This is a genomic window from Saccharothrix sp. DSM 118769, assembly GCF_052936295.1.
Map to the genome: position 1 here is coordinate 7,167,380 of NZ_CP193627.1, position 24,202 is coordinate 7,191,581.

General features: G+C 73.3%; 21 protein-coding genes and 1 pseudogene. 9 read left to right on the top strand and 13 right to left on the bottom strand.

What is annotated here, in order from left to right:
- The first annotated feature begins 77 nt into the window (after positions 1-77).
- Positions 78-1,769 (top strand): PucR family transcriptional regulator ligand-binding domain-containing protein, encoded by a 1,692-nt coding sequence (locus ACRAKJ_RS29790; RefSeq protein WP_438922840.1) that lies wholly within the window; start codon positions 78-80, stop codon positions 1,767-1,769.
- On the opposite strand, the gene ACRAKJ_RS29795 is transcribed toward ACRAKJ_RS29790, so the two are convergent.
- On the bottom strand, positions 1,766-2,266 hold the full coding sequence (locus tag ACRAKJ_RS29795; protein ID WP_438922839.1) for a hypothetical protein: 501 nt from the start codon (positions 2,264-2,266) through the stop codon (positions 1,766-1,768). The two genes, ACRAKJ_RS29790 and ACRAKJ_RS29795, sit on opposite strands and share 4 nt — an antisense overlap.
- Positions 2,267-2,698: 432 nt before the next feature.
- Here ACRAKJ_RS29795 and ACRAKJ_RS29800 point away from each other — a divergent pair, with 432 nt between their 5' ends.
- Both ACRAKJ_RS29800 and ACRAKJ_RS29805 read left to right on the top strand, forming a co-directional pair.
- The gene (locus tag ACRAKJ_RS29800) at positions 2,699-4,123 is read left to right on the top strand and encodes a carboxyl transferase domain-containing protein (protein WP_438922838.1); all 1,425 of its coding nucleotides are present in this window, start codon (positions 2,699-2,701) and stop codon (positions 4,121-4,123) included.
- Between the two features lie 34 nt (positions 4,124-4,157).
- A complete protein-coding gene (locus ACRAKJ_RS29805) occupies positions 4,158-4,904 on the top strand; it encodes an alpha/beta fold hydrolase (protein ID WP_438922837.1) in 747 nt (248 codons plus the stop codon).
- 13 nt (positions 4,905-4,917) lie between these two features.
- Here the strand turns inward: ACRAKJ_RS29805 and ACRAKJ_RS29810 are convergent, their stop codons facing one another.
- Both ACRAKJ_RS29810 and ACRAKJ_RS29815 read right to left on the bottom strand, forming a co-directional pair.
- Entirely contained in the window at positions 4,918-7,677 is a 2,760-nt protein-coding gene (locus ACRAKJ_RS29810) for an AAA family ATPase (protein ID WP_438922836.1), read from the bottom strand.
- A 357-nt stretch (positions 7,678-8,034) separates the two neighbouring features.
- Positions 8,035-9,009, bottom strand: a complete 975-nt coding sequence (locus tag ACRAKJ_RS29815; protein ID WP_438922835.1) for a LysR substrate-binding domain-containing protein — start codon at positions 9,007-9,009, stop codon at positions 8,035-8,037.
- A 215-nt stretch (positions 9,010-9,224) separates the two neighbouring features.
- Between ACRAKJ_RS29815 and ACRAKJ_RS29820 the strand changes: the two are divergent.
- From ACRAKJ_RS29820 to ACRAKJ_RS29835, 4 genes and pseudogenes are all read left to right on the top strand, one after another.
- Positions 9,225-10,764: pseudogene (locus ACRAKJ_RS29820) on the top strand (NCS1 family nucleobase:cation symporter-1); the annotation flags it as partial.
- A 16-nt stretch (positions 10,765-10,780) separates the two neighbouring features.
- Positions 10,781-11,563 carry a nitrilase-related carbon-nitrogen hydrolase gene (locus ACRAKJ_RS29825; RefSeq protein ID WP_438922874.1) on the top strand — a complete coding sequence of 261 codons (783 nt, stop codon included), beginning with the start codon at positions 10,781-10,783 and terminating at the stop codon, positions 11,561-11,563.
- Complete coding sequence (gene hydA, locus ACRAKJ_RS29830; protein WP_438922873.1) at positions 11,560-12,945, top strand: dihydropyrimidinase; 1,386 nt, start codon at positions 11,560-11,562, stop codon at positions 12,943-12,945. Before ACRAKJ_RS29825 ends, hydA begins: the two co-directional genes overlap by 4 nt.
- Positions 12,946-12,953: 8 nt before the next feature.
- Positions 12,954-13,946, top strand: a complete 993-nt coding sequence (locus ACRAKJ_RS29835) for a TIGR03842 family LLM class F420-dependent oxidoreductase (RefSeq protein ID WP_438922834.1) — start codon at positions 12,954-12,956, stop codon at positions 13,944-13,946.
- 34 nt (positions 13,947-13,980) lie between these two features.
- Here ACRAKJ_RS29835 and ACRAKJ_RS29840 read toward each other — a convergent pair whose 3' ends face one another.
- The 3 genes from ACRAKJ_RS29840 to ACRAKJ_RS29850 form a co-directional block, all read right to left on the bottom strand.
- On the bottom strand, positions 13,981-14,094 hold the full coding sequence (locus tag ACRAKJ_RS29840; protein ID WP_438922833.1) for a DUF397 domain-containing protein: 114 nt from the start codon (positions 14,092-14,094) through the stop codon (positions 13,981-13,983).
- A gap of 40 nt (positions 14,095-14,134) precedes the next feature.
- Positions 14,135-14,986 carry a DUF5753 domain-containing protein gene (locus tag ACRAKJ_RS29845; protein WP_438922832.1) on the bottom strand — a complete coding sequence of 284 codons (852 nt, stop codon included), beginning with the start codon at positions 14,984-14,986 and terminating at the stop codon, positions 14,135-14,137.
- A gap of 117 nt (positions 14,987-15,103) precedes the next feature.
- A complete protein-coding gene (locus tag ACRAKJ_RS29850; RefSeq protein WP_438922831.1) occupies positions 15,104-15,598 on the bottom strand; it encodes a GyrI-like domain-containing protein in 495 nt (164 codons plus the stop codon).
- Positions 15,599-15,658: 60 nt separating this feature from the next.
- Between ACRAKJ_RS29850 and ACRAKJ_RS29855 the strand changes: the two genes are divergently transcribed.
- Positions 15,659-16,177 carry a DUF4240 domain-containing protein gene (locus ACRAKJ_RS29855; protein WP_438922830.1) on the top strand — a complete coding sequence of 173 codons (519 nt, stop codon included), beginning with the start codon at positions 15,659-15,661 and terminating at the stop codon, positions 16,175-16,177.
- A 17-nt stretch (positions 16,178-16,194) separates the two neighbouring features.
- A complete protein-coding gene (locus ACRAKJ_RS29860) occupies positions 16,195-16,569 on the top strand; it encodes a PH domain-containing protein (protein WP_438922829.1) in 375 nt (124 codons plus the stop codon).
- A 27-nt stretch (positions 16,570-16,596) separates the two neighbouring features.
- Here the strand turns inward: ACRAKJ_RS29860 and ACRAKJ_RS29865 are convergent, their stop codons facing one another.
- The 7 genes from ACRAKJ_RS29865 to thrS all read right to left on the bottom strand — a co-directional run bounded on the left by ACRAKJ_RS29865 (position 16,597) and on the right by thrS (position 23,975).
- Complete coding sequence (locus ACRAKJ_RS29865; protein ID WP_438922828.1) at positions 16,597-17,577, bottom strand: NUDIX domain-containing protein; 981 nt, start codon at positions 17,575-17,577, stop codon at positions 16,597-16,599.
- Entirely contained in the window at positions 17,574-18,695 is a 1,122-nt protein-coding gene (locus ACRAKJ_RS29870; protein WP_438922827.1) for a glycosyltransferase, read from the bottom strand. Before ACRAKJ_RS29870 ends, ACRAKJ_RS29865 begins: the two co-directional genes overlap by 4 nt.
- Complete coding sequence (locus ACRAKJ_RS29875) at positions 18,692-19,618, bottom strand: phosphatidylinositol mannoside acyltransferase (protein WP_438922826.1); 927 nt, start codon at positions 19,616-19,618, stop codon at positions 18,692-18,694. The genes ACRAKJ_RS29870 and ACRAKJ_RS29875 overlap by 4 nt, the downstream gene beginning before the upstream one ends.
- 13 nt (positions 19,619-19,631) lie before the next feature.
- Positions 19,632-20,258, bottom strand: a complete 627-nt coding sequence (gene pgsA, locus ACRAKJ_RS29880) for a phosphatidylinositol phosphate synthase (protein ID WP_438922825.1) — start codon at positions 20,256-20,258, stop codon at positions 19,632-19,634.
- A gap of 60 nt (positions 20,259-20,318) precedes the next feature.
- Positions 20,319-21,158 (bottom strand): helix-turn-helix domain-containing protein, encoded by an 840-nt coding sequence (locus ACRAKJ_RS29885; protein ID WP_447008754.1) that lies wholly within the window; start codon positions 21,156-21,158, stop codon positions 20,319-20,321.
- A 256-nt stretch (positions 21,159-21,414) separates the two neighbouring features.
- Positions 21,415-21,963, bottom strand: coding sequence for an HIT domain-containing protein (locus ACRAKJ_RS29890; RefSeq protein WP_438920927.1), 549 nt, complete (start codon positions 21,961-21,963; stop codon positions 21,415-21,417).
- Positions 21,960-23,975, bottom strand: a complete 2,016-nt coding sequence (gene thrS, locus ACRAKJ_RS29895; RefSeq protein ID WP_438920926.1) for a threonine--tRNA ligase — start codon at positions 23,973-23,975, stop codon at positions 21,960-21,962. Before thrS ends, ACRAKJ_RS29890 begins: the two co-directional genes overlap by 4 nt.
- Positions 23,976-24,202 lie beyond the last annotated feature (227 nt).

The following is a 24,202-nucleotide window of genomic DNA, read 5'->3' on the forward strand; positions in this document are numbered from 1 at the left end:
GGAGTCTGCTGGGCACGCGCGGGGGCCGCCATGCACAACCTGTACCGCTTTGGCGGAACGCCCATTACGTTGTGTCCATGTACCCCACGGTCGCCGAAGCGCTCGCCCTCCCGGTGGTCCGCCGCGGGCGCCCGGCGGTGGTCGCGGGCGCCGCCGGGATGGGGCGGCGGGTGCGCTGGGTGCACGCCGCGGAGATCGCCGACATCGCCCACCTGCTGCGCGGCGGCGAGCTGGTGCTGACCACCGGCATCGCGCTGCCCGGGGACGTCGAGGGGCTCACCAGGTACGTGGACGACCTGGCCGCGGTGGGCGTGTCCGGGCTGGTCGTGGAGCTGGTGCGGCGGTGGAGCGACGAGGTGCCGGGTGCGCTGGTCGCCGCCGCCGAGCGGCACGGGATACCCCTGGTGGCGCTCGCCCGCGAGACGCGGTTCGTGGCCGTGACCGAGGCCGTGGTGTCGCTGATCGTGGACGCCCAGCTCGCCGAGCTGCGGGCCGCCGAGCAGGTGCACGAGACGTTCACCGCGCTCACCGTGGCGGGCGCCGAACCGGCCGAGGTGCTGCGGGAGGTGGCGCGCACGTCCGGGCTGCCCGTGGTGCTGGAGAACCTGGGGCACGAGGTGCTGGCCTACGACGCGGCCGGGCAGGACCCGACGGCGCTGCTCGCCGACTGGGGCGGGCGGTCCCGTGCGGTCACCGTGGCCGAGCGGACCGCCTACCACGAGCAGGCGGGCTGGCTGGTGACCGTGGTCGGCGCGCGGGGCGCGGACTGGGGGCGGCTGGTGGTGGTCACGCCCGAGGCCCCGCCGCACCGGCAGGTCGTGGTCGCCGAGCGGGCCGCGTCGGCGCTGGCCGTGCACCGGCTCGTGGCGCGCGACCGCGAGTCGCTGGAGCGGCAGACGCACCGGACGCTGCTCACCCAGCTGCTCGGGCAGCCGCCGCACGACCTGCCGGCGCGGGCCGCGGCGCTGGGCGTGCCGCTGGACCGGCGGCAGCTCGTCGGCGTGGCGATCCGGCCGGGCGCGGCGACCGCGCCCGCGCAGGCGCTGGCCACGCAGGAGGTGCTGAGGGACCTCGCCGAGGCGACGGCGCTGGCGGCTCGGCGAGTGACGGTGCCCGCACTGGTCGGGGTGGTGGACGACACGAGTGTGCGGGCGTTGCTCTCGGTGCCGCCGCAGACCGGGTTGGACGGCGTGCTGCGGCGGTTGGCGCGGGAGGTGCACCGGACGGCGGCGGCCACGCCGCACGCCCTGCCCGTCGTGGTCGCCGTGGGGACGACCGTGACGGGGCTGGCGGACGTGCGGCGGTCGCTGGGCGAGGCCGCGCACGTGGCGGGTGCGGCGCTGCGCTCACCGGGGTCGAGGCTCTACCACCGGTTGGACGACGTGCGGCTGCGCGGGCTGCTGCACCTGCTGCGCGAGGACGAGCGGGTGCGGGCGTTCGCGGACCGCGAGCTGGGGCCGCTGCTGTCGCGCGACGGCAACCAGGGCAGCCGCTTGGTGGAGCTGCTGCGGTGCTTCTGCGAGAACGGCGGCAACAAGTCCGCCGCCGCGGCGGCGGCCCACCTCTCCCGCACCGCGTACTACCAGCAGCTCGCGCGCATCGAACAGGTGCTCGGCGTGTCGCTGGAGGACCCGGAGTCGGTGCTCTCGCTGTACGTGGCACTGCTCGTGCACGACCTGGACGCGGTCCGGGAGCCGGGCGGGCGGGACACCCGGCCGTCCCGCCCGGGGCGGCCCGACGACGGGCCGCCCGTTCCCGACACCCGCTAGGGCAGCTGCGGCGCCTGGACCGGCAGACCGCCGAGGGCGGGCACGTGCGGCGCCTCGCCGGACTGCACGAGCTGCTCCGCGCCGGGCACGGCGGGCGCGGTGGGCAGCGCGCGGCCGGTGGGCGCGAGGCCGCCGACGCCGAGGGCGCCGCCGGTGAGGGCGCTGCCGGTGAGGGCGTCGGTGACGAGCGCGTCCGCGTTGGCCGGGACGCTCGGCGTGGACGCGGGCTGGACGCCGGCGGGCGCGGCCACGTGCGGTGCCTTCACCTCGGGCAGCGCGGCGGCGGCCGGGGCGGGCAGCGCGACGGACCGGCCGCCCAGCAGGTCGGTGGCCGGCTTCGCGACGTCGAGGCCGGCGGCGGGCGCGCGGCCGACGGCGTCGTCGACGACGTCGAGGGGGGCTTCGGCGGCGTTCGCGACGGGTGCGAGCAGCGGCGAGGCGCCGGCGGCGAGCAGGGCTGCGGCACGCAGGAGTCCGCGCGTGCGGTGTCGGGACACGGTGTTCCTAACCTGGTTGGGGACCTGCAAGGTGGTGACCACCCAGACATCGGCCGGTGCCAAACCCGTCCTGAACCGCTCGATCAGGTGACTGACCGTCCGTACACCGCACCACGCCCGATCAGGTGATCACTTGCCCGATCGGGGAGGGCGTGTCCGGCGCGGCCCCCGACCGGATCGTGGGACGCGGGTAACCGCGCGGTCTCACGGTGTTCCGGTCCCCCGGCCGGGGTTCGGCCCTCCCTGGGCCCTCCGGCGCAGCCGGGTCGCCGCCGTTCGGCGCCCGGTCATCCGGCACTCGGCTCGGAACCACGGCGATCGGCGCAGGTCAAGCCTTTTCCGCTAGGAGGGCATAGGGGTTGTCGCCTGGCCGGCGGCGCTGGGAACGTCGATGATCGACCCGCCTTTGACGGATCGCCCAGGGGAGAGACGATGACGGTTGTGGCCGATCAGCCGGCGAACGGCGCGTTGCCGGAACCCGACCCGCGTGACCCGCACCTGCGGCTGGCCAAGCTGCTCGACCCCGGCTCGGTGGACGTGGTGCCGCACCCGGTGGCGTGCGCGGTCGTCGTGGCGCGCGGTCGCGTGGAGGGCGTGCCGGTGGTGGCCTACTGCACCGACGGGGCCAACCGCGGCGGGGCGCTCGGCGCGGCCGAGGCGGCGCGGATCGTGGAGGCCATCGAGCTGGCCGTGCGGCTGCGCGCGCCGGTGATCGGGCTGTGGCACTCCGGTGGCGCGAAGCTCGCCGACGGCGTGGAGTCGATGGACGGCGTGGGCCGGATGTTCGCGGCGATGACCCGCGCCTCGGGCCGGGTGCCGCAGCTGTCGGTGGTGCTCGGTCCCGCCGCGGGAGCCGCCGCCTACGGCCCGGCGCTCACCGACGTGGTGATCATGTCCGAGGCGGGCCGGGTGTTCGTCACCGGGCCCGAGGTGGTGCGCTCGGTGACCGGCGAGCGGATCGACATGGCCGACCTGGGCGGGGTGGAGGCGCACGGCCGGCGCTCGGGCGTCGTGCACGTCACCACGGACACCGAGGCCGAGGCGTTCGAGCGGACCCGCGCGATCACCGCCCTGCTGGGCGGTCCGGGCCTGCCGACGCCGCGCGAGGTGGTCGACGGCCCGTCGCCGGGCGACCTGCTGCCCGACTCGCCGCGCCGCGCCTACGACGTGCACCCGGTGGTGCGCAGCCTGCTCGACGACGGCGCGTTCGAGGAGCTGCAGGCCAAGTGGGCGCCGAACGTGGTGATCGGGTTCGGCCGGTTGGCCGGGCGCGCGGTCGGCGTGGTGGCGAACAACCCGCTGCGCAAGGGCGGCTGCCTGGACTCGCTGTCGGCGGAGAAGGCGGCGCGGTTCGTGCGGCTGTGCGACAGCTTCGGGGTGCCGCTGCTGGTGCTGGTGGACGTGCCGGGCTACCTGCCGGGCGTGGGCCAGGAGTGGGGCGGCGTGGTGCGGCGCGGCGCGAAGCTGCTGCACGCGTTCGCCGAGGCCACCGTGCCCCGGGTCACCGTGATCACCCGCAAGTCGTACGGCGGCGCGTACATCGCGATGAACTCCCGTTCGCTCGGCGCGACGCGGGTGTTCGCCTGGCCGGGCGCGGAGGTCGCGGTGATGGGCGCGGAGGCGGCCGTGGGCATCCTGCACCGCAAGAAGCTCGCCGCCGTGCCCGAGGAGGACCGCGCGGCCCTGCTCCAGGAGCTCGTGGCCGAGCAGCGGCGGGTGTCGGGCGGCGTGGACCGCGCGCTGGAGCTGGGCGTGGTGGACGAGGTGATCGCGCCCGAGCAGACTCGGCGGCGCGTCGCCGAGGAGCTGGCCGCCGCCCCCGCGGGCCGGGGCCACCACGGCAACATCCCCCTCTGACGGAGGGGGGACCGGCACCAGTGAGGGGATCGTCTTGGGCACCACCGCCACCGACCTGTGGACGCGCCGCTTCCACCCCGCGCCCGACGCGCCGCACCGGCTGGTGTGCCTGCCGCACGCGGGCGGTTCGGCCAGCTACTACTTCCCCGTCTCCCGGGCGCTGTCCCGGCGGTCGGTGGACGTGGTGGCCGTGCAGTACCCGGGCAGGCAGGACCGCAGGCACGAGCCGTGCGTGGAGTCGGTGACCGAGCTGGCCGACCGGTTGGTGGACGTGGTGCGCCCCTTGGCGGACCGCCCGCTGACGCTGTTCGGCCACAGCTACGGCGCGAGCACGGCGTTCGAGCTGGCGGTGCGCCTGGAGGCGGCCGGCACGCCGGTGCACGGGCTGTTCGTCTCGGGCCGCCGCGCGCCGAGCGCCCACCGCGTCGAGCGGGCGCACGAGCTGGCCGACGACGCGCTGCTGGCCGAGATCCGCAAGCTCGACGGCACCGACAGCGGCGTGCTCCAGGACGAGGAGATCCTGCGCATGGTGCTGCCCGCGATCCGCGCCGACTACAAGGCCGCGGAGACCTACCGGTGGGAGTCCGGGCCGAAGGTGCGCGCGCCGGTCCGGGCGCTCATCGGGGACAGCGACCCGAAGGTCACCGAGGCCGAGGCGCGCCGGTGGGCCGACCACACCACCGCCGACTTCGACCTGGAGCTGTTCCCCGGCGGGCACTTCTACCTCAACGAGCACTCCGGCGCCGTCATCGACCGCATCGCGCGGTACTGCGGGGGATGACGGCGCCGGGCGCTCACTTCTGGCCGGCCGCGTGCCGGCGCGGCAGCCGCACCGGCAGCTCGGTCCGCTTGGACACGTTGAGCTTGCGGTAGACCTTGGTGAGGTGCTGCTCCACGGTGCTCACCGAGATGTAGAGCTTCACCCCGATCTCCCGGTTGGTGTGGCCGAGGGCGGCGAGCACGGCGACCCGCCGCTCGGCCCCGCTCAGGGACGCCATGCCCGCGTGCTCGACCCGCTCGTCCCACTGCTCGGGCGGGTCGAGGTCGCGGACGGGCTGGAGGCGCAGGGTCAGCGGTTCGGCCTGGCAGCCCTTGGCCATCTGCGCGGCGCGGCGGGCGATCGTGCGCGCGGTCTCGCAGTCGCCGGTGGCGTTGTGCGCGTCGCTCAGCTCCAGCAGGGCGCGGGCCAGCTCGAACTTGTCGCCGGCCGCCTGGAGCAGCTCCACCGACTCGCGCAGGACCGGTACCCGCCGCTGCGCCGGGACGGTGGCGGCGAGCACCCGCAGCGCGACGCCCCGGCCGCGGTCGCCGCCGAGCGACGGGTGCTCCAGCTGCTGGCGGGCCAGGGCGTGCGCGGCCTCCCGGTCGCCCAGGGCCAGGTGCGCCTGCGCCGCGCCCACCCGCCACGGCACCGGGGCGGGCAGGTCGACGTCCCACGCCCCGGCCAGGTCGCGGCAGCGGTCGAAGTCGGCGAGCGCGGCCAGCGCGCGGCCGGTGGCCAGCAGGTGCTGCCCCCGCGCGTGCAGGTAGAGCAGGCCGAGCTGGGTGCGGAACACCGCTTCCGGCACCGGGGTGCGCAGCAGGGCGGCGGCCTCGTCGTGGTGGCCCATGGCGGTGTGCGCGGCGACGCCGACCGCCAGCGGGAGGACGATGGCGATGCCCCAGCTCTGCGGCGCCAGCGCCTCGAAGGAGGTGCGGGCCTGGCGGGTGGCCTCGGCCAGGTCGCCCTGCCGGAACAGCGCCTCCGCGCGCAGCGCGCCGACCACGGCGGTCCGGGTGTCGGCGGTCTCCGAGTCGGTCAGCAGCGCCTCGAACCACCGGGCGGCCAGGTCGACGTGGTCGAAGTAGACCAGCGCGGCCAGCGCGCACGCCTGCGTGCCGAACGTGTAGCTGCCGACCCGGCCGCTCTGGAGGATGCGCTCGGCGGTGGCCGCCAGCTCCGCGGGCCGCACGCCCGACGTGGTGGGCAGGTCGGGGTTCGGCCGGCCCGGTCCCGCCGGGTCGACGAGCACCGCCGGGTGCAGGAACGACAGCGAGCCCACCCGCGCGCCGCCGTGCTGGGCGTCCGCCGCGCCGCCCTGCTGGGGGACCACGTCGGCGAGCGTCGTGGCCAGCTCGTCGACCCGGCCGTACCAGAACAGGAACTCCGCCAGGTGCAGGCGGTTGCGGCGGGACAGGGCGCCGCGGTCGCGGGCGGCGAGCAGCGGCGGGACGTGCGCGGCGGCGGCGGACGGGTTGCGGACCCACTCCACGCGCAGCAGCAGCGTGGTGACGTCGGCGCGCTCGGCGTCGTCGGCGGTGCAGCGCAGCGCCAGCTCCAGCCGCCGCACGGCCACGTCCAGCCGGTTGGCGACCAGGTCCTCCTGCGCCGCCTTGCGCAGCACGTCGGCGCCCCACGCGCCCACCGCGCCGCCGCCCAGGGCGTCGGCGCCGGTCAGGTGACCGGCCACCTCGGCGGGCGCGGCGCCGTCGAGGTGCAGCAGCTCGGCGGCCTTGAGGTGCAGCTCGGCGCGCTCGGCGGGGGCGAGGCTCGCCAGCACGGCGGCGCGGGCCACGGGGTGCCGGAAGCGGCCGTCGTCGAGCAGCCCGCCCAGCTCCAGCACGTCGACGACGTGGGCCGCCGCGTCGGAGGTGGTGTCCAGCAGCTTGCCGAGCAGGGTCGGGGTCCGGCCCTCCCCCAGCACGGCCAGCGCGCGCGCCGCCTGGAGCACGGGCGGCCCCCAGCGGTGCAGGCACGCCAGCACGCCCTGGCCGAACTCGCGGCCCGCGGTGATCTCGCCGGCGTCGAGCGGGCCGCCCGCGCGGACGGCCGCGCGGTGGTCCTCGACGAGCGCGGTGACCAGCAGCGGGTTGCCGCCGCTGATGGCGTGGTGGACCGGGGCGAGCACGGCGGCCGTGCGCGGGTCCAGGGTGGTGGCCAGCAGCTCGGTGACCCCGTCGAGGGACAGCGGGTCGAGCACGAGGCGGGTGGTGTTGGGCTGGCGGGTCAGCTCCGCGCGGAACGCGGCCCGGCTCGGCCGGGGCACGGCCCACTCGGTGAACACGACCAGCGTGCGGGTGAAGCGCATCCGGCGCTGGAGGTAGAGCAGCGCGCGCAGGGAGGCGTCGTCGACGAACTGGACGTCGTCGACGGCGACCACCACGACCTGCTCGGCGGCCAGCGCGAGCAGGGTGGTGCACACCTCGTCGAGCAGCCGGGCGTCGGCGGCGCCGATGGTCGACGCGTCGCCGGCGGGCTGGTCGGTCGCGGTGCCGTCCGCGCCGGCGGCGCGCAGCAGGTCGAGCAGCCGTTCGCCGACCGCCGCGGGGAGCGCGGTGCTGCGGAACAGCTGGCCGAGGACGCCGAAGGACACGTCGCGCTCGGCGCGCGACCCGGTGGCGGGCAGCAGCACCGCGCCGCGCTGCACCACCTGTTCGGCGAAGGCGTGCAGCAGTTCGGTCTTCCCGCTCGCGACGCCGCCGCTGACGATCACGGCCTGCCCCCGGCCCCGCGCGCACCGCTCGTAGAGCCGGCTCAGCGCGGCCAGCTCCTCGTCCCGCTCGACAAGTGTCATTCGCATCCTCACCCCAGTGACGCGGGAGGCACTGTTGTGCGCACCCGCAGAACGCACGCTCCGTAACACCTCGCCGTGTTGTGCAGCGGGGGACGAATCTATCCGGCAACCCATTCGAGTGGAAGCTTTGCGCACTTCCGCAAGCTGAACACCCGGTTCCGGAATTGCTCCATCCGGGACCGGGTGCGGTCCGGCCCGTGTCCGCGGGTGCTCGGGGACACCCCCGGACACCGAGCGATATCACGGTGCGTAGTCATCGGCGGGTGTCGGGGCGGTGGCGCGGGGCGGCCCGACCGCCGCGCGCCCGGACCGGGCGCCGTTCCCGGGGGGCGGGAACGACTGCGGCGCCCCGCAGCCTCAGGCTCCGACGCGGTGCGGCACCGCGCCGTACTCGGGGTGCGCGGGCAGCCAGGCGGTGTAGCGCGGGTTGCGCTCGGCGACCTCCCGGTACGCCTCGGCCGCGTACCCCAGCACGCGCGGCCCGGAACCGGCGGCCGGTCCCTCCGGGTCCCAGCCGATGAGGTGCCGCCACCGCAGCGGCACGCCCGCGAGCGGCACCGCGGCCAGGCCGGGCGTGCGGCGGAACGTCGGCTGGCACAGCGCCACCGCGTCGCCGGCGGAGGCCAGGTCGATGCAGCTGCCGGTGTCCACCTCGTACACGGTGCGCGGGGTGAACCCGGCCCGGCTGCACGCCGCCACGAAGCAGTCGCCGAAGCACCCGTCCCCCGGTGTCACGGCCCACTGCACGTCCTTGAGCGCACCCAGCTCGACCTCGTCGAGCAGGGTGAACGGGTGCTCCTCGGGCAGCAGCACGAACACCGGGTCGACCGCGACCACGCTCCAGGCCAGGCCGTGCCCCGACGGCGGCGGGGCGTCACCGCACACCCCGACCAGCACGTAGTCCAGCCGCCCCGCGGCGACCATCGAGGCCAGCTCGGCACCGGACCACGACACCTGGGTGGACACGTGCGCGCCGGGGTGCCCCTCGGTGAGCCGGTGCACGAGCCCGCCGAGCATCGGCCCGTTCACCGCGCCGACGCGGTGCCGCTCGCCGGGCGCGTCGTCGTCGACCAGGCGCAGCGCGTCCTCCTGCAACCGGGAGAACGCGGGCAGCAGCACGCGGGCGCGCTCCAGCACCAGGTCACCGAGGGCGGTGGGCCGGGCTCCCCGGTGGTCGCGCTCGAACAGCCGGCCGCCGAGCAGCGCCTCGATCCGGTGCAGCTGGGCGGTCAGGGCGGGCTGGGCGAGGCCCAGCGCCGCGGACGCCTTCGACAGGCTGCCCGCGTCCTCGATGGCGCAGACGACCCTCAGGTGCCGCAGTTCCAGCTTCACCCGACCGACGGTAGGTGACCGTTCGCGGTCAGTCGAGGGTGGAGGTCCGGCCCGGGGAGCCCGGTGGCAATGGACAGAGTGTGCCCTGATCATGGCAAGCGTGGACACAACGACACTGCCCAACGCGCGTGGGCCGACCGGAGGATTCCGGGATGGAAACCGCGCCGAACCGCCCGCGTCGAGGGTGTTCCACGAGCGTAACAGGGATGTGACCGATGGCCCTTGACCACGCGACCCAGGTCACGACCGACGCCGACGGCCGCGTCGAGCTGCGCGACCACCGGGCGATCGCGGACAGCCCCCACTACAACCCGGAACTGGCCCCGGTGCCGCTGGAGCGCCGCACCTGGAGCACCTACAACTTCTTCGCGCTGTGGATGGGCATGGCGCACAACATCCCCAGCTACACGCTCGCCGCGTCGCTCGTGGCGCTCGGGATGGACTGGGTGCAGGCGTTCCTGACCATCACCCTCGGCAACCTGGTCGTGCTGGTCCCGATGCTGCTCAACAGCCACGCGGGCACCAAGTACGGCATCCCCTTCCCGGTGTTCGCCCGCGCGTTCTACGGCGTGCGCGGCGCGAACCTGGTGGCGCTGCTGCGGGCGTTCATCGCGTGCGCGTGGTTCGGCATCCAGACGTGGGTCGGCGGCAAGGCGCTGCACGTGATCGTCGGCCGCCTGGCGGGCGAGGGCTGGGTGGACGCGCCGGTCGTGCTCGGCCAGGTGTGGACGCTGTGGCTGTGCTTCCTGGGTTTCTGGGTGGTGCAGATGCTGATCATCTGGCGCGGCATGGAGGCGATCCGCAAGTTCGAGAACTGGACCGCGCCGCTGGTCAGCGTCGGGTTCCTGGTGCTGCTCGGGTACGTGGCGGTCAAGGCGGGCGGGTTCGGCCCGATCCTGTCCGAGCCGTCGAAGCTCGGCTGGGGCGCGGACTTCTGGAAGGTGTTCTTCCCGGCGCTCATGGGCATGATCGCGTTCTGGTCGACGCTGTCGCTGAACATGCCGGACTTCACCCGGTTCGGCGGCAGCCAGCGCAAGCAGGCGGTCGGCCAGGTCCTCGGCCTGCCGACGACCATGTCGTTCATCGCGATCGTGGCCATCCTGACCACGTCCGGGGCGGTGGCGCTCTACGGCGAGGCGATCTGGGACCCGGCGGAGCTGGCGAGCCGGTTCGACTCGACGGCGGTGGTGCTGGTCGCCCTGGTGGCGCTGGTGCTGGCGACGATCTCGGCGAACCTCGCGGCGAACGTGGTGAGCCCGTCCTACGACTTCTCCAACGCGTTCCCGAAGAGGATCAGCTTCGCGGTCGGCGGCCTGATCACCGGCGTGATCGGCATCGTGATCCAGCCGTGGCGGCTCATCGCGGACCCGTCCATCTACATCTTCGCCTGGCTCGGGTTCTACGGCGGCCTGCTGGCGTCGGTCGCGGGCGTGTTCGTCGCCGGCTACTGGGTCCTGGCGAAGACCCGGCTGGAGCTGCCCGACCTGTACCTGTCGGGGCGCGGCGCCTACTGGTTCACGGCGGGCTGGAACTGGCGCGCCGTGGTGGCCACGCTGGTCGGCTCGGTGCTGGCGGTGGGCGGCGCGTACGGCGGCCCGTTCCCGGCCGACGGGCTGATCCCGCTGCTGAAACCGCTCTACGACTACAACTGGGTCGTCGGCCTGGCCGGCGGTCTGCTCGTCTACCTGGCGCTGGCGCCACGGAGGGAGAACGCGTGAGCATCGTCCGAGCAGGTCTGGTCCAGCAGAGGTGGACCGGCGACAAGGATTCGATGATCGCGAACGCGGTCGAGGCGGTCCGGTCGGCGGCGTCGCGGGGGGCGCAGGTCGTGTGCCTCCAGGAGCTGTTCTACGGCCCGTACTTCTGCCAGGTGCAGGACGCGGACTACTACTCGTACACCGAGGGCATCCCGGACGGGCCGACCACCGAGCTGATGTGCCAGGTGGCCGAGCAGAACGGCGTGGTGCTCGTCGTGCCGATGTACGAGGAGGAGCAGCCGGGCGTCTACTACAACACCGCCGCGGTGATCGACGCCGACGGCACGTACCTGGGCAAGCACCGCAAGAACCACATCCCGCAGGTCAAGGGGTTCTGGGAGAAGTTCTACTTCAAGCCCGGCAACCTCGGTTACCCGGTGTTCGACACCGCCGTGGGCAGGGTCGGCGTCTACATCTGCTACGAGCGGCACTTCCCCGAGGGCTGGCGGATGCTCGGCCTGAACGGCGCGCAGATCGTGTTCAACCCGTCCGCGACCAGCCGGGGCCTGTCCGAGTACCTGTGGCGGCTGGAGCAGACGTCGGCGGCCGTGGCCAACGAGTACTTCGTCGGCACCATCAACCGGGTGGGCGTGGAACCGCTGGGCGACAACGAGTTCTACGGCCAGTCCTACTTCGCCGACCCGCGCGGGCAGCTGATCGGCGAGGCGGCGTCGGACACCGAGGAGGAGGTCGTCGTCCGCGACCTGGACATGGACCTGCTCGCCGAGGTGCGCGACCTGTGGGCGTTCTACCGCGACCGGCGCCCCGACACCTACGGCGGGCTGGTGCAGCCGTGAGCACCCTCCTCAAGGGCGGGACGGTCGTCAACGCGACCGGGGCCGTGCGCGCCGACGTGCTGGTCCAGGGCGAGACCATCGCGGCGCTGCTGTCGCCGACCTTCGCCGTGGACGCGGACGAGGTGATCGACGCGACCGGCCGGTACGTCATCCCCGGCGGCATCGACGCGCACACGCACATGGAGATGCCGTTCGGCGGCACGTCGTCCAACGACACCTTCTCGACCGGCACGGTCGCGGCGGCGTGGGGCGGCACCACCACGATCATCGACTTCGCCGTGCAGGCCAAGGGCACCTCGCTGCTGTCCACACTGGACAAGTGGCACCGGAAGGCGGACGGGAACTGCGCCGTCGACTACGGGTTCCACATGATCGTCTCCGACGTCGACGACACGTCGTTGAAGGAGATGGAGTCCTGCATCGACGCGGGCGTGAACACGTTCAAGATGTTCATGGCCTACCCCGGCGTCTTCTACGCCACCGACGGCGAGATCCTGCGCGCCATGCAGAAGGCCCGCGAGACGGGCGCCACGATCATGATGCACGCCGAGAACGGCATCGCGATCGACCAGCTCGTCGCGCAAGCGCTCGCGCAGGGCCGCAGCGACCCCGTGGAGCACGGCCTGACCCGGCCCGCCGAGCTGGAGGGCGAGGCCACCTCGCGCGCCATCACCCTGGCCAAGGTCACCGGGTCGCCGCTCTACATCGTGCACCTGTCCGCCGCGCAGGCGCTGGACGCGGTGACGAAGGCGCGCGACACCGGGCAGAACGTGTTCGCCGAGACGTGCCCGCAGTACCTGTACCTGTCGCTGGAGGACCTGGCCAAACCGGGCTTCGAGGGCGCGAAGTACGTCGCCTCTCCCCCGCTGCGGCCCAAGGAGCACCAGTCGGAGCTGTGGCGCGGCCTGCGCACCAACGACCTGTCGGTGGTGTCGACCGACCACTGCCCGTTCTGCTTCAAGGACCAGAAGGAGCTGGGGCGCGGCGACTTCTCCAAGATCCCCAACGGGATACCGGGCGTGGAGCACCGGATCGACCTGCTGCACCAGGGCGTGGTGGCCGGCGAGATCAGCCTGGAGCGGTGGGTGGAGATCTGCTCCACCACGCCCGCCAGGATGTTCGGCCTGCACCCGCGCAAGGGCGTCGTGGCACCCGGCGCGGACGCCGACCTGGTGGTGTACGACCCGACCGCGCGGCAGGTCATCTCGGCGGGGACGCACCACATGAACGTGGACTACTCGGCGTACGAGGGCATGGAGATCACCGGGAAGGTCGAGACCGTGCTGTCGCGCGGCCGGGTCGTCGTGGACGGCTCCGGGTTCCGCGGCTCGACCTCGCACGGCCGGTTCCTGTCCCGCGAGCTGAACCAGTACCTGGTCTAGGAGGCGCTGTGGACTTCGGTGTGGTGCTCCAGACCGACCCGCCCGCGCGGGACGTCGTGTCGGGCCTGCGGGCGGCGGAGGACAACGGGTTCAAGTACGGCTGGACGTTCGACTCGTGCGTGCTGTGGCAGGAGCCGTTCGTCATCTACTCGCAGGTGCTGGCGGCGACGTCCTCGCTGGTCGTCGGGCCGATGGTGACGAACCCGAGCACGCGCGACTGGTCGGTGACCGCGTCGCTGTTCGCCACGCTGAACGACATGTTCGGCAACCGCACGGTGTGCGGCATCGGGCGCGGCGACTCGGCGCGGCGGGTGATCGGGCAGCCGCCGGCGTCGCTGGCCACGCTCGGGCGGGCCATGACGGTGATCAAGGAGCTGGCCGAGGGCCGCGAGGTCGAGCACCACGGCACGCCGGTGCGCATCCCGTGGGTGCGCGACGGCAGGCTGGAGGTGTGGATGGCCGCGTACGGGCCGAAGGCGCTGAGGATGGTCGGCGAGCAGGCGGACGGGTTCATCCTCCAGACGGCGGACCCGGACATCGCCCGCTGGACCATCGGGTCGGTGCGCGAGGCGGCGGTGGCGGCGGGGCGCGACCCGTCGTCGATCACGATGTGCGTGGCCGCGCCCGCGTACGTCGGCGAGGACCTGCCGCACCAGCGCGACCAGCTGCGCTGGTTCGGCGGCATGGTCGGCAACCACGTGGCCGACCTGGTGGCGCGCTACGGCGACTCGGGCGCGGTGCCGGCGGCGCTGACCGACTACATCAAGGGCCGCGAGGGCTACGACTACGCCCACCACGGCCGCGCGGGCAACCGGTCGACCGACTTCGTGCCGGACGGCATCGTGGACCGGTTCTGCCTGGTCGGCCCGGCGTCGGCGCACGTGGAGCGGTTGCAGGAGCTGCGCGACATCGGCGTGGACAACTTCGCGCTGTACCTGATGCACGACGAGAAGGACAAGACGCTGGCCGCGTACGGGGAGCAGGTGATCGGCGCGGTGTGAGCCGCGGCGCTGGTCCTCGGGCGACCCCCGGGGATCAGCGCCCCTTCAGCCCGCCGAGGAAGGCGTGCCACGCGGTCGGGGTGAAGGCCAGGCGCGGAGCGGCGTTCTTGGAGTCCCGCACGCCGACGGCCCGCGGTGCGAACGCCACTTCAACGCACTCCGTGTTGCTCCCACCGCTGCGGCTGCTCTTACGCCACTTCCCCTCCGGCCCCATGCCGTTCCTCCCGCAGTCGGTCGTAGCGGTCCGCCCACGCGGCGAACACCGACCACGATTGTCCCTCACTGAGCGCCACCCGGTCGAGGTCGTCGCACGCCTGCCGGAACCGCTCGGTGGTCTCGGCCTCGTCCGAGAGCAGCGACACCGGACCGGCCTCGACGTACGAGACGGGCGCGTGCTCGGCGAAGGTCATGAAGGTGAAGGCCGAGGTCAGCGACGCGGGCAGTTGATCCGCGAAGGGCACCACCCGCACCCCGCCGCGGAACAGCAGTCGCAGCACCTGCTCGTACATCACCTGCGGACCGCCCACCACGTGGTGCAGCGCCGGTTCGAGGACGAAGAAACGCCCCTCGGGCGGCCGGAGCCGGTCGAAGATCCCCTGCCGGGCCATGCGCTCGGCCACGCGGTGCTCGGCGTCGGCGGTCATCAGCGCTCGGGCGTACCCCTCCGTCTGGAGCAACCCGGGAACGAGGGCGATCTGGTACGACCAGATGACGTCGGCGGTCTGCTCGTGCAGGAGGAGTGCACGCAGGTTGTCCGGCATCGCGATCTCGTGCGACCGGACGACGTGGCCGGTGTTCTGCGCCTGGGCCAGGGACATGATGTGGTCGTAGGTGGGTTGGTCGGCGTGGAGCCGGCCGACGTAGCGGGCGATGTCCGGCAGGCTCGTGCCACGCGTCCCGTGCTCCAGCTTCGATATCTTCGCGACCGACCAGCCCAGCTCCTCGACGAGGACCCCGACCTTGACGGCGGACCGGCGACGGGCTCGGCGGAGGGCGTCCCCCAGTTCACGGCTGAGCGCGTTGGACACGCGTGACTCCATGTCGCCACGCTAGGGCCGTCCGGTCGGGCGTTCCAAGCGGAAGCCGGTCATGTCAGCCCAAGGGGTCACCGGTGTACCGGCGGGCAACCCCTGACCCGATCGGGTGCTCGGCGGAGGTCACCCGTCCCGGAGGCGGACGTCCAGGCGGACCCGCCACTTCGTCTTCATCCGCTCGGCGCGCGGGTCGGTCAGGTACACCTCGCACCGGCAGGCGAACGCGTCCCCGTCCGGGGTGTCCGCGCGGTCCGGGACGAGGCCGGTGCCCTCGATCCACTCGACCATGGCGCGGTTGGCCCGGAGCGCGTGGTTCACGTACGTCAGGGTCGCGTACCGCCCGGCCGGCAGCACGCCCGGCGTCACGCGCCCGTCCCCGTCGAGCGCGGCGGGGGTGGTGACGCCGACCTCCACGTCCATCACGCCCCCCATGTCCACGACGTGCAGGCGGAAGAACGCGGTGCCGTGCCCGACACCGCGTTCGGCCAGCCACCCGTGCAGCTCGGCCAGGAGCGCGTCGCGCACGGCGAGCATCCCCCGGAACGGCGTCCGGACGCGGATGCCGAGCGTGTGCTCGGCCTCCCTCTCCACGACCACGGGCCCCTCGACGACCGCCACGATCCCTCCCGATCCCCGCGCGCACGGGAATTGTCGGACCCCGGCGCTACCGTCCCTCCCATGATCCTCCCCACCGCCGCCGACGAGGCCCGTTTCTGGACGATGCTGGAGAACGCGTGGTCCGGGCTCGGTCCCGAGCTGAACGAGCTGCGCCGCGCCATGTCGGACCCCGACGTGACCTTCGACGGCTACGACGAGATCGCCGCGCTGGAGGAGGGCTTCGACCACGTCCTCGCCGCCCTGCGCGCCGCCGCCGCCGACCTGTCCTCCGAGGAGCTGACCGCCCTGGACCGCGTGGTCGAGCGCAAGCTGCACGACATCGACCGCCAGGACGTGCACGAGGCCACCGACGGCTCCGACGACGGCTTCCTCTACGCCCGCGGCTTCGTCCTCGCCCTCGGCCGGGAGTTCTACGAGGCCGTGTCGCGCGATCCCTCCGTCGCCGTGGAGGACGCGTCGGCCGAGTCGTTCTGCTACCTGTTCGCCCGGGTGCACGAGGAGAAGTTCGGGGGTTACCCGGAGACGGGGTCGGGGATCTCCCGGGAATCGTTCTCCAACCCGGCGGGGTGGCGCGACTAGCGGGTACCGTCGAACGCGTGATCGACTTCGAGAAGCAGTCCGTCTTCAAGCTGGCCCCGTGCCGGCCGGAGGACATCGCGTCGCAGGTGTCGCCCATCCTGATCCAGGGCGAGCAGATCGTGTCGTGCTTCAAGACGGTGCGCGACTTCGTCGTGTTCACGAACAAGCGGATCATCGCGGTGAACGTCCAGGGCATGACGGGCCGCAAGAAGGACTTCACGACCCTGCCCTACAGCCGCATCCAGGTGTTCTCCATCGAGACCGCCGGGACGTTCGACATGGACTCCGAGCTGGACCTGTGGTTCTCCGGCCTGGGGAAGGTGCGGCTGGAGTTCAAGGGGCACGCCGACGTGAAGCTGCTGGGGCAGATCATCGCGACGTTCGTGCTCTGAGCGCCGGCCGCGCCGAACGGGCGCGGCTCACCGCACCGGGCGCGTCGTGCCGTCCCACCGGTCGAGCGCGGCGGGCAGGAACTCGGCGAGCTGCACCGGGTACACGGTGGCGTCCGCCGCGACCAGGTCGTCGACGGACCACCAGCGGTGGCGGCGGATGGTGCGCCGTTCGACGTCGTTGAAGCGGGACGTGTCGACCTCGACGCCGGTGGGCACGCGGGCCACGAAGAACCACTCGACGGCGGCGTAGCCCAGGCCGTCGAACGTGAACACGGCGTGCCGCTTCCACACCGGGCCGACCAGGTCGCCCGGGGCGACCTCCAGGCCGGTCTCCTCGAACAGCTCCCGCGCCGCCGCGTCCCGCAGCTCCTCGCCGGGCTCGACGCCACCGCCGACGGTGAACCAGAACAGCTCGTCCGGCCGCACCGGGTCGAAGCCCTCGAACATCAGCACCCGGTCGGCCGGGTCGAGCAGCACGACGCGCGCCGACACCCGCTGGGTCAGCGAGGACGACTCGTCCTCGACCTCCGGTTCGGCGATCTCGAAGTACGACGGCGTCGGCGCGGTGCCCGCGAGCCGCAGCCAGCGCACCGACCGGCGGCGGCGCAGCGCGAGGGTGTCGCGCACGGCGTCGTTGTGCACCCGCCGCGCCAGCACGACGCGCTGCTCGGCGTCCGACAGCTCGGCGGCCAGGGCGGGCTCCAACCGGCTGCGGTCGAGTTCCTCCAGCAGCGCGGACAGCGCGTTCTCGGCGGCCTCGCGGTCCGCGCGCGGCGACCGCTCGGCCTCGTCGGCGGCCACCCGCATCCCGGGCTGCCCGCACACCGCCGCCACCGCCCGGGTCACCACGGCGCGGCGCGCGAGGGCCGCGTCGAGGGCCGCCCACGCGGAGTCGGTGCGCACGTGCAGCCGGTCGAGCCGGTTGGCCGTGCCCAGCACCCACGGCCCGACCAGCACCGCCACGCCCAGCAGCACCAGGAACGCGGTCGCGACACCGGAACTGGTCACGCCTCCCCCACCCGCCGCGGGTCGGCCGCCGTCGCGCTCTCGTAGACGCGCAGCACCTGGTTGGCCACCACGGACCAGTCGAACGCCATCACCCGCTGCCGCGCCGCGTCCGCGTAGCCGGCGCGCCGCTCGGGGTCGGTCAGCAGGTCGCGCAGCGCGGCGGCCAGCGCGGCCGGGTCCCCCACCGGGGTCAGCACCCCGGCCTTGCCGTCGTCCAGCACCCGCCGGAACGCGTCGAGGTCGCTCGCGGCGACCACCGCGCCCGCCGACATCGCCTCGGTGAGGATGATCCCGAAGCTCTCGCCCCCGGTGTTGGGCGCGCAGTAGACGTCCACGCTGCGCAGGGCGCGCGCCTTCGTCTCGTCGTCGACCATGCCCAGGAACACCATCCGCGACGCCAGCTCGGGACCGGCCAGCTTGCGCAGCTCGTCCTCGTCGCCCTTGCCCACCACCAGCAGCCGCACGTCGGGCAGGTCGAGCGCGCGGAACGCGTCGAGCAGCACCGGCATGCCCTTGCGCGGCTCGGCGAACCGGCCGACGAACCCGACCGTGCCGCCGGGGCGCGGGTAGCCGTCCAGCGGGGTCGCGTCGGCGAAGAACCCGACGTCGACGCCGTTGGGGATCTCCACCGCGTCGCCGCCCAGGTGCTCCACCTGCACGCGCCTGGCCAGCGCGGACACCGCGATCCGGGCGGTGATCTTCTCCAGGAACGGCTGGAGCACGGACTGGAACGCGGACAGCATCTTCGACCGGGGCGTGGAGGTGTGGAAGGTGGCCACGATCGGCCCGTCCGCGACCATCAGCGCCAGCATCGACAGCGACGGCGCGGTGGGCTCGTGCAGGTGCAGCACGTCGAACTCGTGCTCGGCGATCCACCGCCGGACCCGCGAGAACGACACCGGCCCGAACGACAGCCGCGCCACCGACCCGTTGTACGGGATGCCGACGGAGCGCCCGGCGGGCGTCACGAACTCCGGCACCGGCGTGTCGTCGTCGGCGGGGGCGAGCACCTCGACCTCGTGGCCGAGCCCGCGCAGGGCCCGCGCCAGGTCGACCACGTGCGCCTGCACGCCGCCGGGGACCTCGAACGAGTACGGGCAGACGATGCCGACCCTCACTCCGCGCCCTCCCTGCGCGCCAGCACCCTGGCCAGCGCCCGCTGCCTGCTCTCCGGCAGGTCGGCGAGCCACAGCGGCTGCATCATGTGCCAGTCGGCGGGGTGCGCGGCGATGTCGGCGGCGAACACGTCGGCCAGCGACTGGGTGGCGGCGGCCACACCGGCCGTGTTGGGGACGCGGATCGACGGGTGGATGCGGAACGTCCAGCCCTTCTCGGTGAACCAGACGCCGACGGGCAGCAGCGCGGCGCCCGTGGTGGCGGCGAGGTGCGCGGGGCCGGCGGGCATCATCGTGCGCTCGCCGAAGAACGTCACCGGCACGCCGCCCGCGGTCAGGTCGCGGTCGGCCATCAGGCACACCACCCGGTTGTCGCGCAGCCGCTCGGCCAGCACGACCGCCGGGTTGCGCTCGCCGCCGGTCAGCGGCACCACCTCGAAGCCCAGCGTCTCGCGGAACTCGATGAACCGCCGGTAGAGCGACTCGGGTCTGAGGCGCTCGGCGACCGTGGTGAACGTGCCGGAGTGGCCGACGAGCCACACCCCCGCCATGTCCCAGTTGCCGCTGTGCGGGAGCGCGGCCACCGCGCCCCGGCCCTCGGCGAGCGCCGCGTCCAGGTTCTCCACGCCGGTGATCGACGCGTCCAGCTCGGCGAACACGGCGTCGAGGTCCATCGACGGCAGCCGGAACGCCTCGCGCCAGTACCGCAGGTAGGAGCGCATCGAGGCGTGCACCAGCTCGTCCAGCTCGGCCTCGCCGGCCCGCGGCACGACCCGTCGCAGGTTGGCGCGGAGCTGCTGCGGCCCGCCCTTGCGGACCGTCCAGTCGGCGATGCGGTCGAACAGCGCCACCGCCGCGCCTTCCGGCAACAACCGCACCAGCCGCCACCCGGCCGCGTAGCCGAGGTCGGCCAGTCGTTCCTTCACGTCCCGAGGTCCTTCACGTGCCGAGCTCCTCCACGTCCTGGATCTCCTTCGCGGCCCGGCTCACGGCCAGCACCCGCTGCACGACGGTGATGGTGACCATCGCCGCCAGCAGGTACAGCGCGACCGGGAGGATGTAGGGCACGCCGAGGCCGTGCAGCCCGATGCCCACGAGGGCGACGATGAACCGCTCGGCGCGTTCGGCGAGGCCGCCGTCCGCCGACAGGCCCGACGCCTCGGCGCGCGCCTTCACGTAGGAGGTGACCTGCGCGCCGACCAGCGACACGAGGGTCGCCGCGGCCAGGCCCCTCTCCCCCGCGTCGAACGCCCACCAGGCGACGGCCGCGAACAGCGCGCCGTCGGCGATGCGGTCGCAGCTGGCGTCCAGCACGGCGCCGAACCGCGTGCCGCCGCCCCGGGCCCGCGCCATCGCCCCGTCGATGAGGTCGAACAGCACGAACGCGGCGACGAGCGCCGCGCCCGCGAACAGCTGGCCGCGCGGGATGAACCACAGGGACGCGGCGACGGAGCCGACGGTGCCCAGCACGGTGACGGCGTTGGGGGTGAGGCCGCGGCGCAGCAGCCACGCCCCGATCGGATCGGTGACGCGCGAAACCGACGCGCGGGCGAAGATGTTCAGCATGGGGCGACGAGGCACCTACCGGCGGGGACGACGTGGTCCCGGGCAGCCTAACGGCCCAGCTCAGCCGAGCTTGCGGTGGTCCCTGGAGATGTTCTCCAGGAGGTCCTCCAGCGCCTCCCCGCGCACCGCGAGCCGTTCCAGCCGGCCGAACAGCGCCAGGTACTCGCGCACGTCGTGCGGGTCGGTGATGGTGGCGTTGCCGGTGAGCACGCTCAACGTGACCACGCGCTCGTCGTAGACCTGGAACCCGTGCAGCGCCACCATGTTGGCGTCCACCGTCCACGGCACCACGCCGAGCTGCACGTTCGACCGGCGCATGGTCTGCACCAGGTGCTCGATCTGGTCGCACATCAGGTCCGCCGAACCCATCCGCCAGCGCAGCGCGCTCTCCGCGAGCAGGAACACGAACCGCTTGCCCAGGTCGTCCATCCGCGCCCGGCGGCTGCGCAGGGTCGCGATCGCGGTGTCCTGCTCGTGCGACGGCGTGGTGTTCAACACCACCCGCAGGTAGTTCTCGCTCTGCAGCAGCGCGGGCACACCCGCGTTCTGGAAGAAGCGGCTGGTGGTGGCCCTGGCCTCGATGCGGGCCACGGTCTGCTGGTGGCGGTGCGCGCCCCGGTGCAGCACCACCCGGCGGGTCTCCGCCTCGGCGTGCAGCTGCCGGGCCAGCTCCACCAGCTCGACCCTGGTCTCCCTGGTCGCCGACAACTCGGCCACGAGTCTCTCCACGTCGGTCACGGACGGGAGGAGCATGCCGTTCTCGATCTTCGACAACTTCGACTGGCTCATCCCGGTGGCGCGCGCCGTGGCCGTGCCGGTCATCCTGGCCTCGGTGCGCAGCCGCCGTAACTCGCGCGAGAGCCGTTCTCGGGCCAGCCGCGAACGCTCTGGTGCGGTCATGAAACGCACCGTATCGATGCGGACCCCTCTTGACGATCGGCCACCAAGGTGTCTGAGGCCCCTTGACTTGTCACGCGGCAGTGATCTGCGGCACGCGGGCGGGACGCAGGGCCTGATGCACGTGCACCCGGGCGTGCAGCTGCGTTTGCACAGGTCGGGGGTTGCGAATCGATGCAGTCGGACAGCCGTCGCGACGCTGCGGGTTCCCGCAGTGCGCCGGGCCCGGCCGGACCCGCCGGCCCGGCCGGGGCGTCGCTCAGGCCGGGTCGGCCCAGGCTTCGGCCAGCAGCCGGCGGGTCTCCCCCAGCAGCTGCGGCAGGACCTTCGTCTGGCCGATGACGGGCATGAAGTTCGCGTCGCCGCCCCAGCGGGGCACGACGTGCTGGTGCAGGTGGGCCGCGATGCCCGCGCCCGCCACCACGCCCTGGTTCATGCCGATGTTGAACCCGTGCGGGCTCGCGACCTGCCGCATCACGCGCATCGCGCGCTGCGTGAACGCGGCGAACTCGGCCGTCTCCTCGGTCGTCAGGTCGGTGTAGTCGGGCACGTGCCGGTAGGGCAGCACCATCAGGTGACCCGGGTTGTACGGGTAGAGGTTCAGCACCGCGAAGACCAGTTCGCCGCGCGCCAGGATCAGGCCGTCGGCGTCGTCGAGGTCGGTGACCCGGCAGAACGGGCACCCCTCGGGCTCGTCGCCGACCGCCTTGCCCTCGCCGCGCACGTACGACAGGCGGTGCGGGGTCCACAGGCGCTGCAGCGCGTCGTGGACCCCGACCCCGTCCTGCTCCTCGAAGTCCGTCGTCACTGGACGAGGTCCGCCGTGGGCGAGGCGTTCTCGCGGCGGGCGATCCAGTCGACGACCGTCTCGACCGCCTTGGCGACCGGCACGCCGTTGACCTGGGTGCCGTCGCGGAATCGGAACGACACCGCGCCCTGCTCCACGTCCTTGCCGCCCGCGAGCAGCATGAACGGCACCTTCTGCGTGGTGTGGGTGCGGATCTTCTTCTGCATCCGGTCGTCGGAGGCGTCCACCTCGACCCGGACGCCCTTCGCCTTGAGCTGCTTCGCCACGTCGAACAGGTGGTCGACGTGCTCGTCGGCGATCGGGATGCCCACGACCTGCACCGGCGCGAGCCACGCCGGGAACGCGCCCGCGTAGTGCTCGGTCAGCACGCCGAAGAACCGCTCGATCGAGCCGAACAGCGCCCGGTGGATCATGATCGGCCGCTGCCGCGAGCCGTCCGCGGCGGTGTACTCCAGCTCGAACCGCTTCGGCTGGTTGAAGTCCAGCTGGATGGTCGACATCTGCCACGACCGGCCGATGGCGTCCTTGGCCTGCACCGAGATCTTCGGCCCGTAGTAGGCGGCGCCGCCCGGGTCGGGCACCAGCTCCAGGCCCGAGTCGAGCGCGGCCTGGCGCAGCGTCTCGGTCGCCTCCTCCCACTCCTCCGGGTCGCCGATGAACTTGGGCGAGTCGTCCCGGGTGGACAGCTCCAGGTAGAAGTCGCTCAGGCCGTAGTCGGCGAGCAGGTCGAGCACGAACTTGAGCAGCGACCGCAGCTCGCCCGGCATCTGCTCCTTGGTGCAGTAGATGTGCGAGTCGTCCATGGTCAGGCCGCGGACGCGGGTCAGGCCGTGCACGACGCCGGACTTCTCGTAGCGGTAGACCGTGCCGAACTCGAACAGCCGCAGCGGCAGCTCCCGGTACGACCGCCCGCGCGACCTGAAGATCAGGTTGTGCATCGGGCAGTTCATCGCCTTGAGGTAGTAGTCCTCGCCCTCGAACTCGATGGGCGGGAACATCGTCTCCGCGTAGTACGGCAGGTGGCCCGAGGTGTGGAACAGCCCGCCCTTGCTGATGTGCGGGGTGTTGACGAACTCGTACTCCGCCTCCTCGTGGCGGTGGCGCGCGTAGTTCTCCAGCTCGCGGCGGATGATGCCGCCCTTCGGGTGGAACACCGGCAGGCCCGAGCCCAGCTCGTCGGGGAAGCTGAACAGGTCCAGCTCCGCGCCCAGCTTGCGGTGGTCGCGGCGCTCGGCCTCGGCGACGCGCTCCAGGTGGGCGTCCAGCGCCTCCTGCGACTCCCACGCGGTGCCGTAGACGCGCTGGAGCTGCGGGTTCTTCTCGTTGCCGCGCCAGTAGGCGGCGGCCACGCGGGTCAGCTTGAACGCCGGGATGTGCTTGGTGGTCGGCACGTGCGGGCCGCGGCACAGGTCGCCCCAGACGCGGTCGCCGGAACGCGGGTCGAGGTTGTCGTAGACGGTCAGCTCGCCGCCGCCCACCTCCATGACCTCGGAGGAGTCCACGTCGCTCTTGAGGTCGACCAGTTCGAGCTTGAACGGCTCGGAGGCCAGCTCGGCCTTGGCGGCGTCGACGGACTCGACGACCCGGCGGTTGAACCGCTGCGCGCCCTTGACGATCGCCTTCATGCGCTTCTCCAGCGCCTGGAGGTCCTCGGGGGTGAACGGCTTGTCGACCTGGAAGTCGTAGTAGAAGCCGTCCCGGACCGGCGGGCCGATGCCCAGCTTGGCCTCGGGGAACTGCTGCTGCACGGCCTGCGCGAGCACGTGGGCGGTCGAGTGGCGGATCACGCTGCGGCCGTCCTCGGTGTCGGCGGCGACCGCCTCCACCTCGACGTCGGTCCGCGGCGCCCACGACAGGTCGCGCAGGGTGCCCTCGGGGTCGCGCACGACCACGACGGCGTCCGGGCCCTTGCCCGGCAGGCCCGCCTCGCGGACCGCGGTGCCCGCCGTGGTCCCCGCCGGCACCACCACGCGAGGTGGCTCGGAAGCGGCTGCGGGACGTGGCTGGGACACGGTGACTCCTAGGTTGGCGCGGTGACGCTGACCCACCGATGTTATCGGTGCTCATCCACGGCTTTTCCCCCGCACCACGCCCACCGTCCCCCGATAGCGCGAGAGTCCAACGCCCAGGCCCCGAGAGTCCAACGCTCAAGACCCGAGAGTCCAACGCTCGGGACCCCTGAGTTCTGCGTTCGGGTCGGGTCGGGCGGCGGCGCGCGGGGGTCCCGAGCGCAGAACTC

Bases quoted from the DNA above. Each gene is read 5' to 3' on its own strand.
- ACRAKJ_RS29790 (WP_438922840.1), top strand. From the start codon at position 78: ATGTACCCCACGGTCGCCGAAGCGCTCGCCCTCCCGGTGGTCCGCCGC.
- ACRAKJ_RS29825 (WP_438922874.1), top strand. From the start codon at position 10,781: ATGATCGCGAACGCGGTCGAGGCGGTCCGGTCGGCGGCGTCGCGGGGG.
- ACRAKJ_RS29800 (WP_438922838.1), top strand. From the start codon at position 2,699: ATGACGGTTGTGGCCGATCAGCCGGCGAACGGCGCGTTGCCGGAACCC.
- pgsA (WP_438922825.1), bottom strand. From the start codon at position 20,258: ATGCTGAACATCTTCGCCCGCGCGTCGGTTTCGCGCGTCACCGATCCG.
- ACRAKJ_RS29855 (WP_438922830.1), top strand. From the start codon at position 15,659: ATGATCCTCCCCACCGCCGCCGACGAGGCCCGTTTCTGGACGATGCTG.
- ACRAKJ_RS29810 (WP_438922836.1), bottom strand. From the start codon at position 7,677: ATGACACTTGTCGAGCGGGACGAGGAGCTGGCCGCGCTGAGCCGGCTC.
- ACRAKJ_RS29885 (WP_447008754.1), bottom strand. From the start codon at position 21,158: ATGACCGCACCAGAGCGTTCGCGGCTGGCCCGAGAACGGCTCTCGCGC.
- ACRAKJ_RS29845 (WP_438922832.1), bottom strand. From the start codon at position 14,986: ATGGAGTCACGCGTGTCCAACGCGCTCAGCCGTGAACTGGGGGACGCC.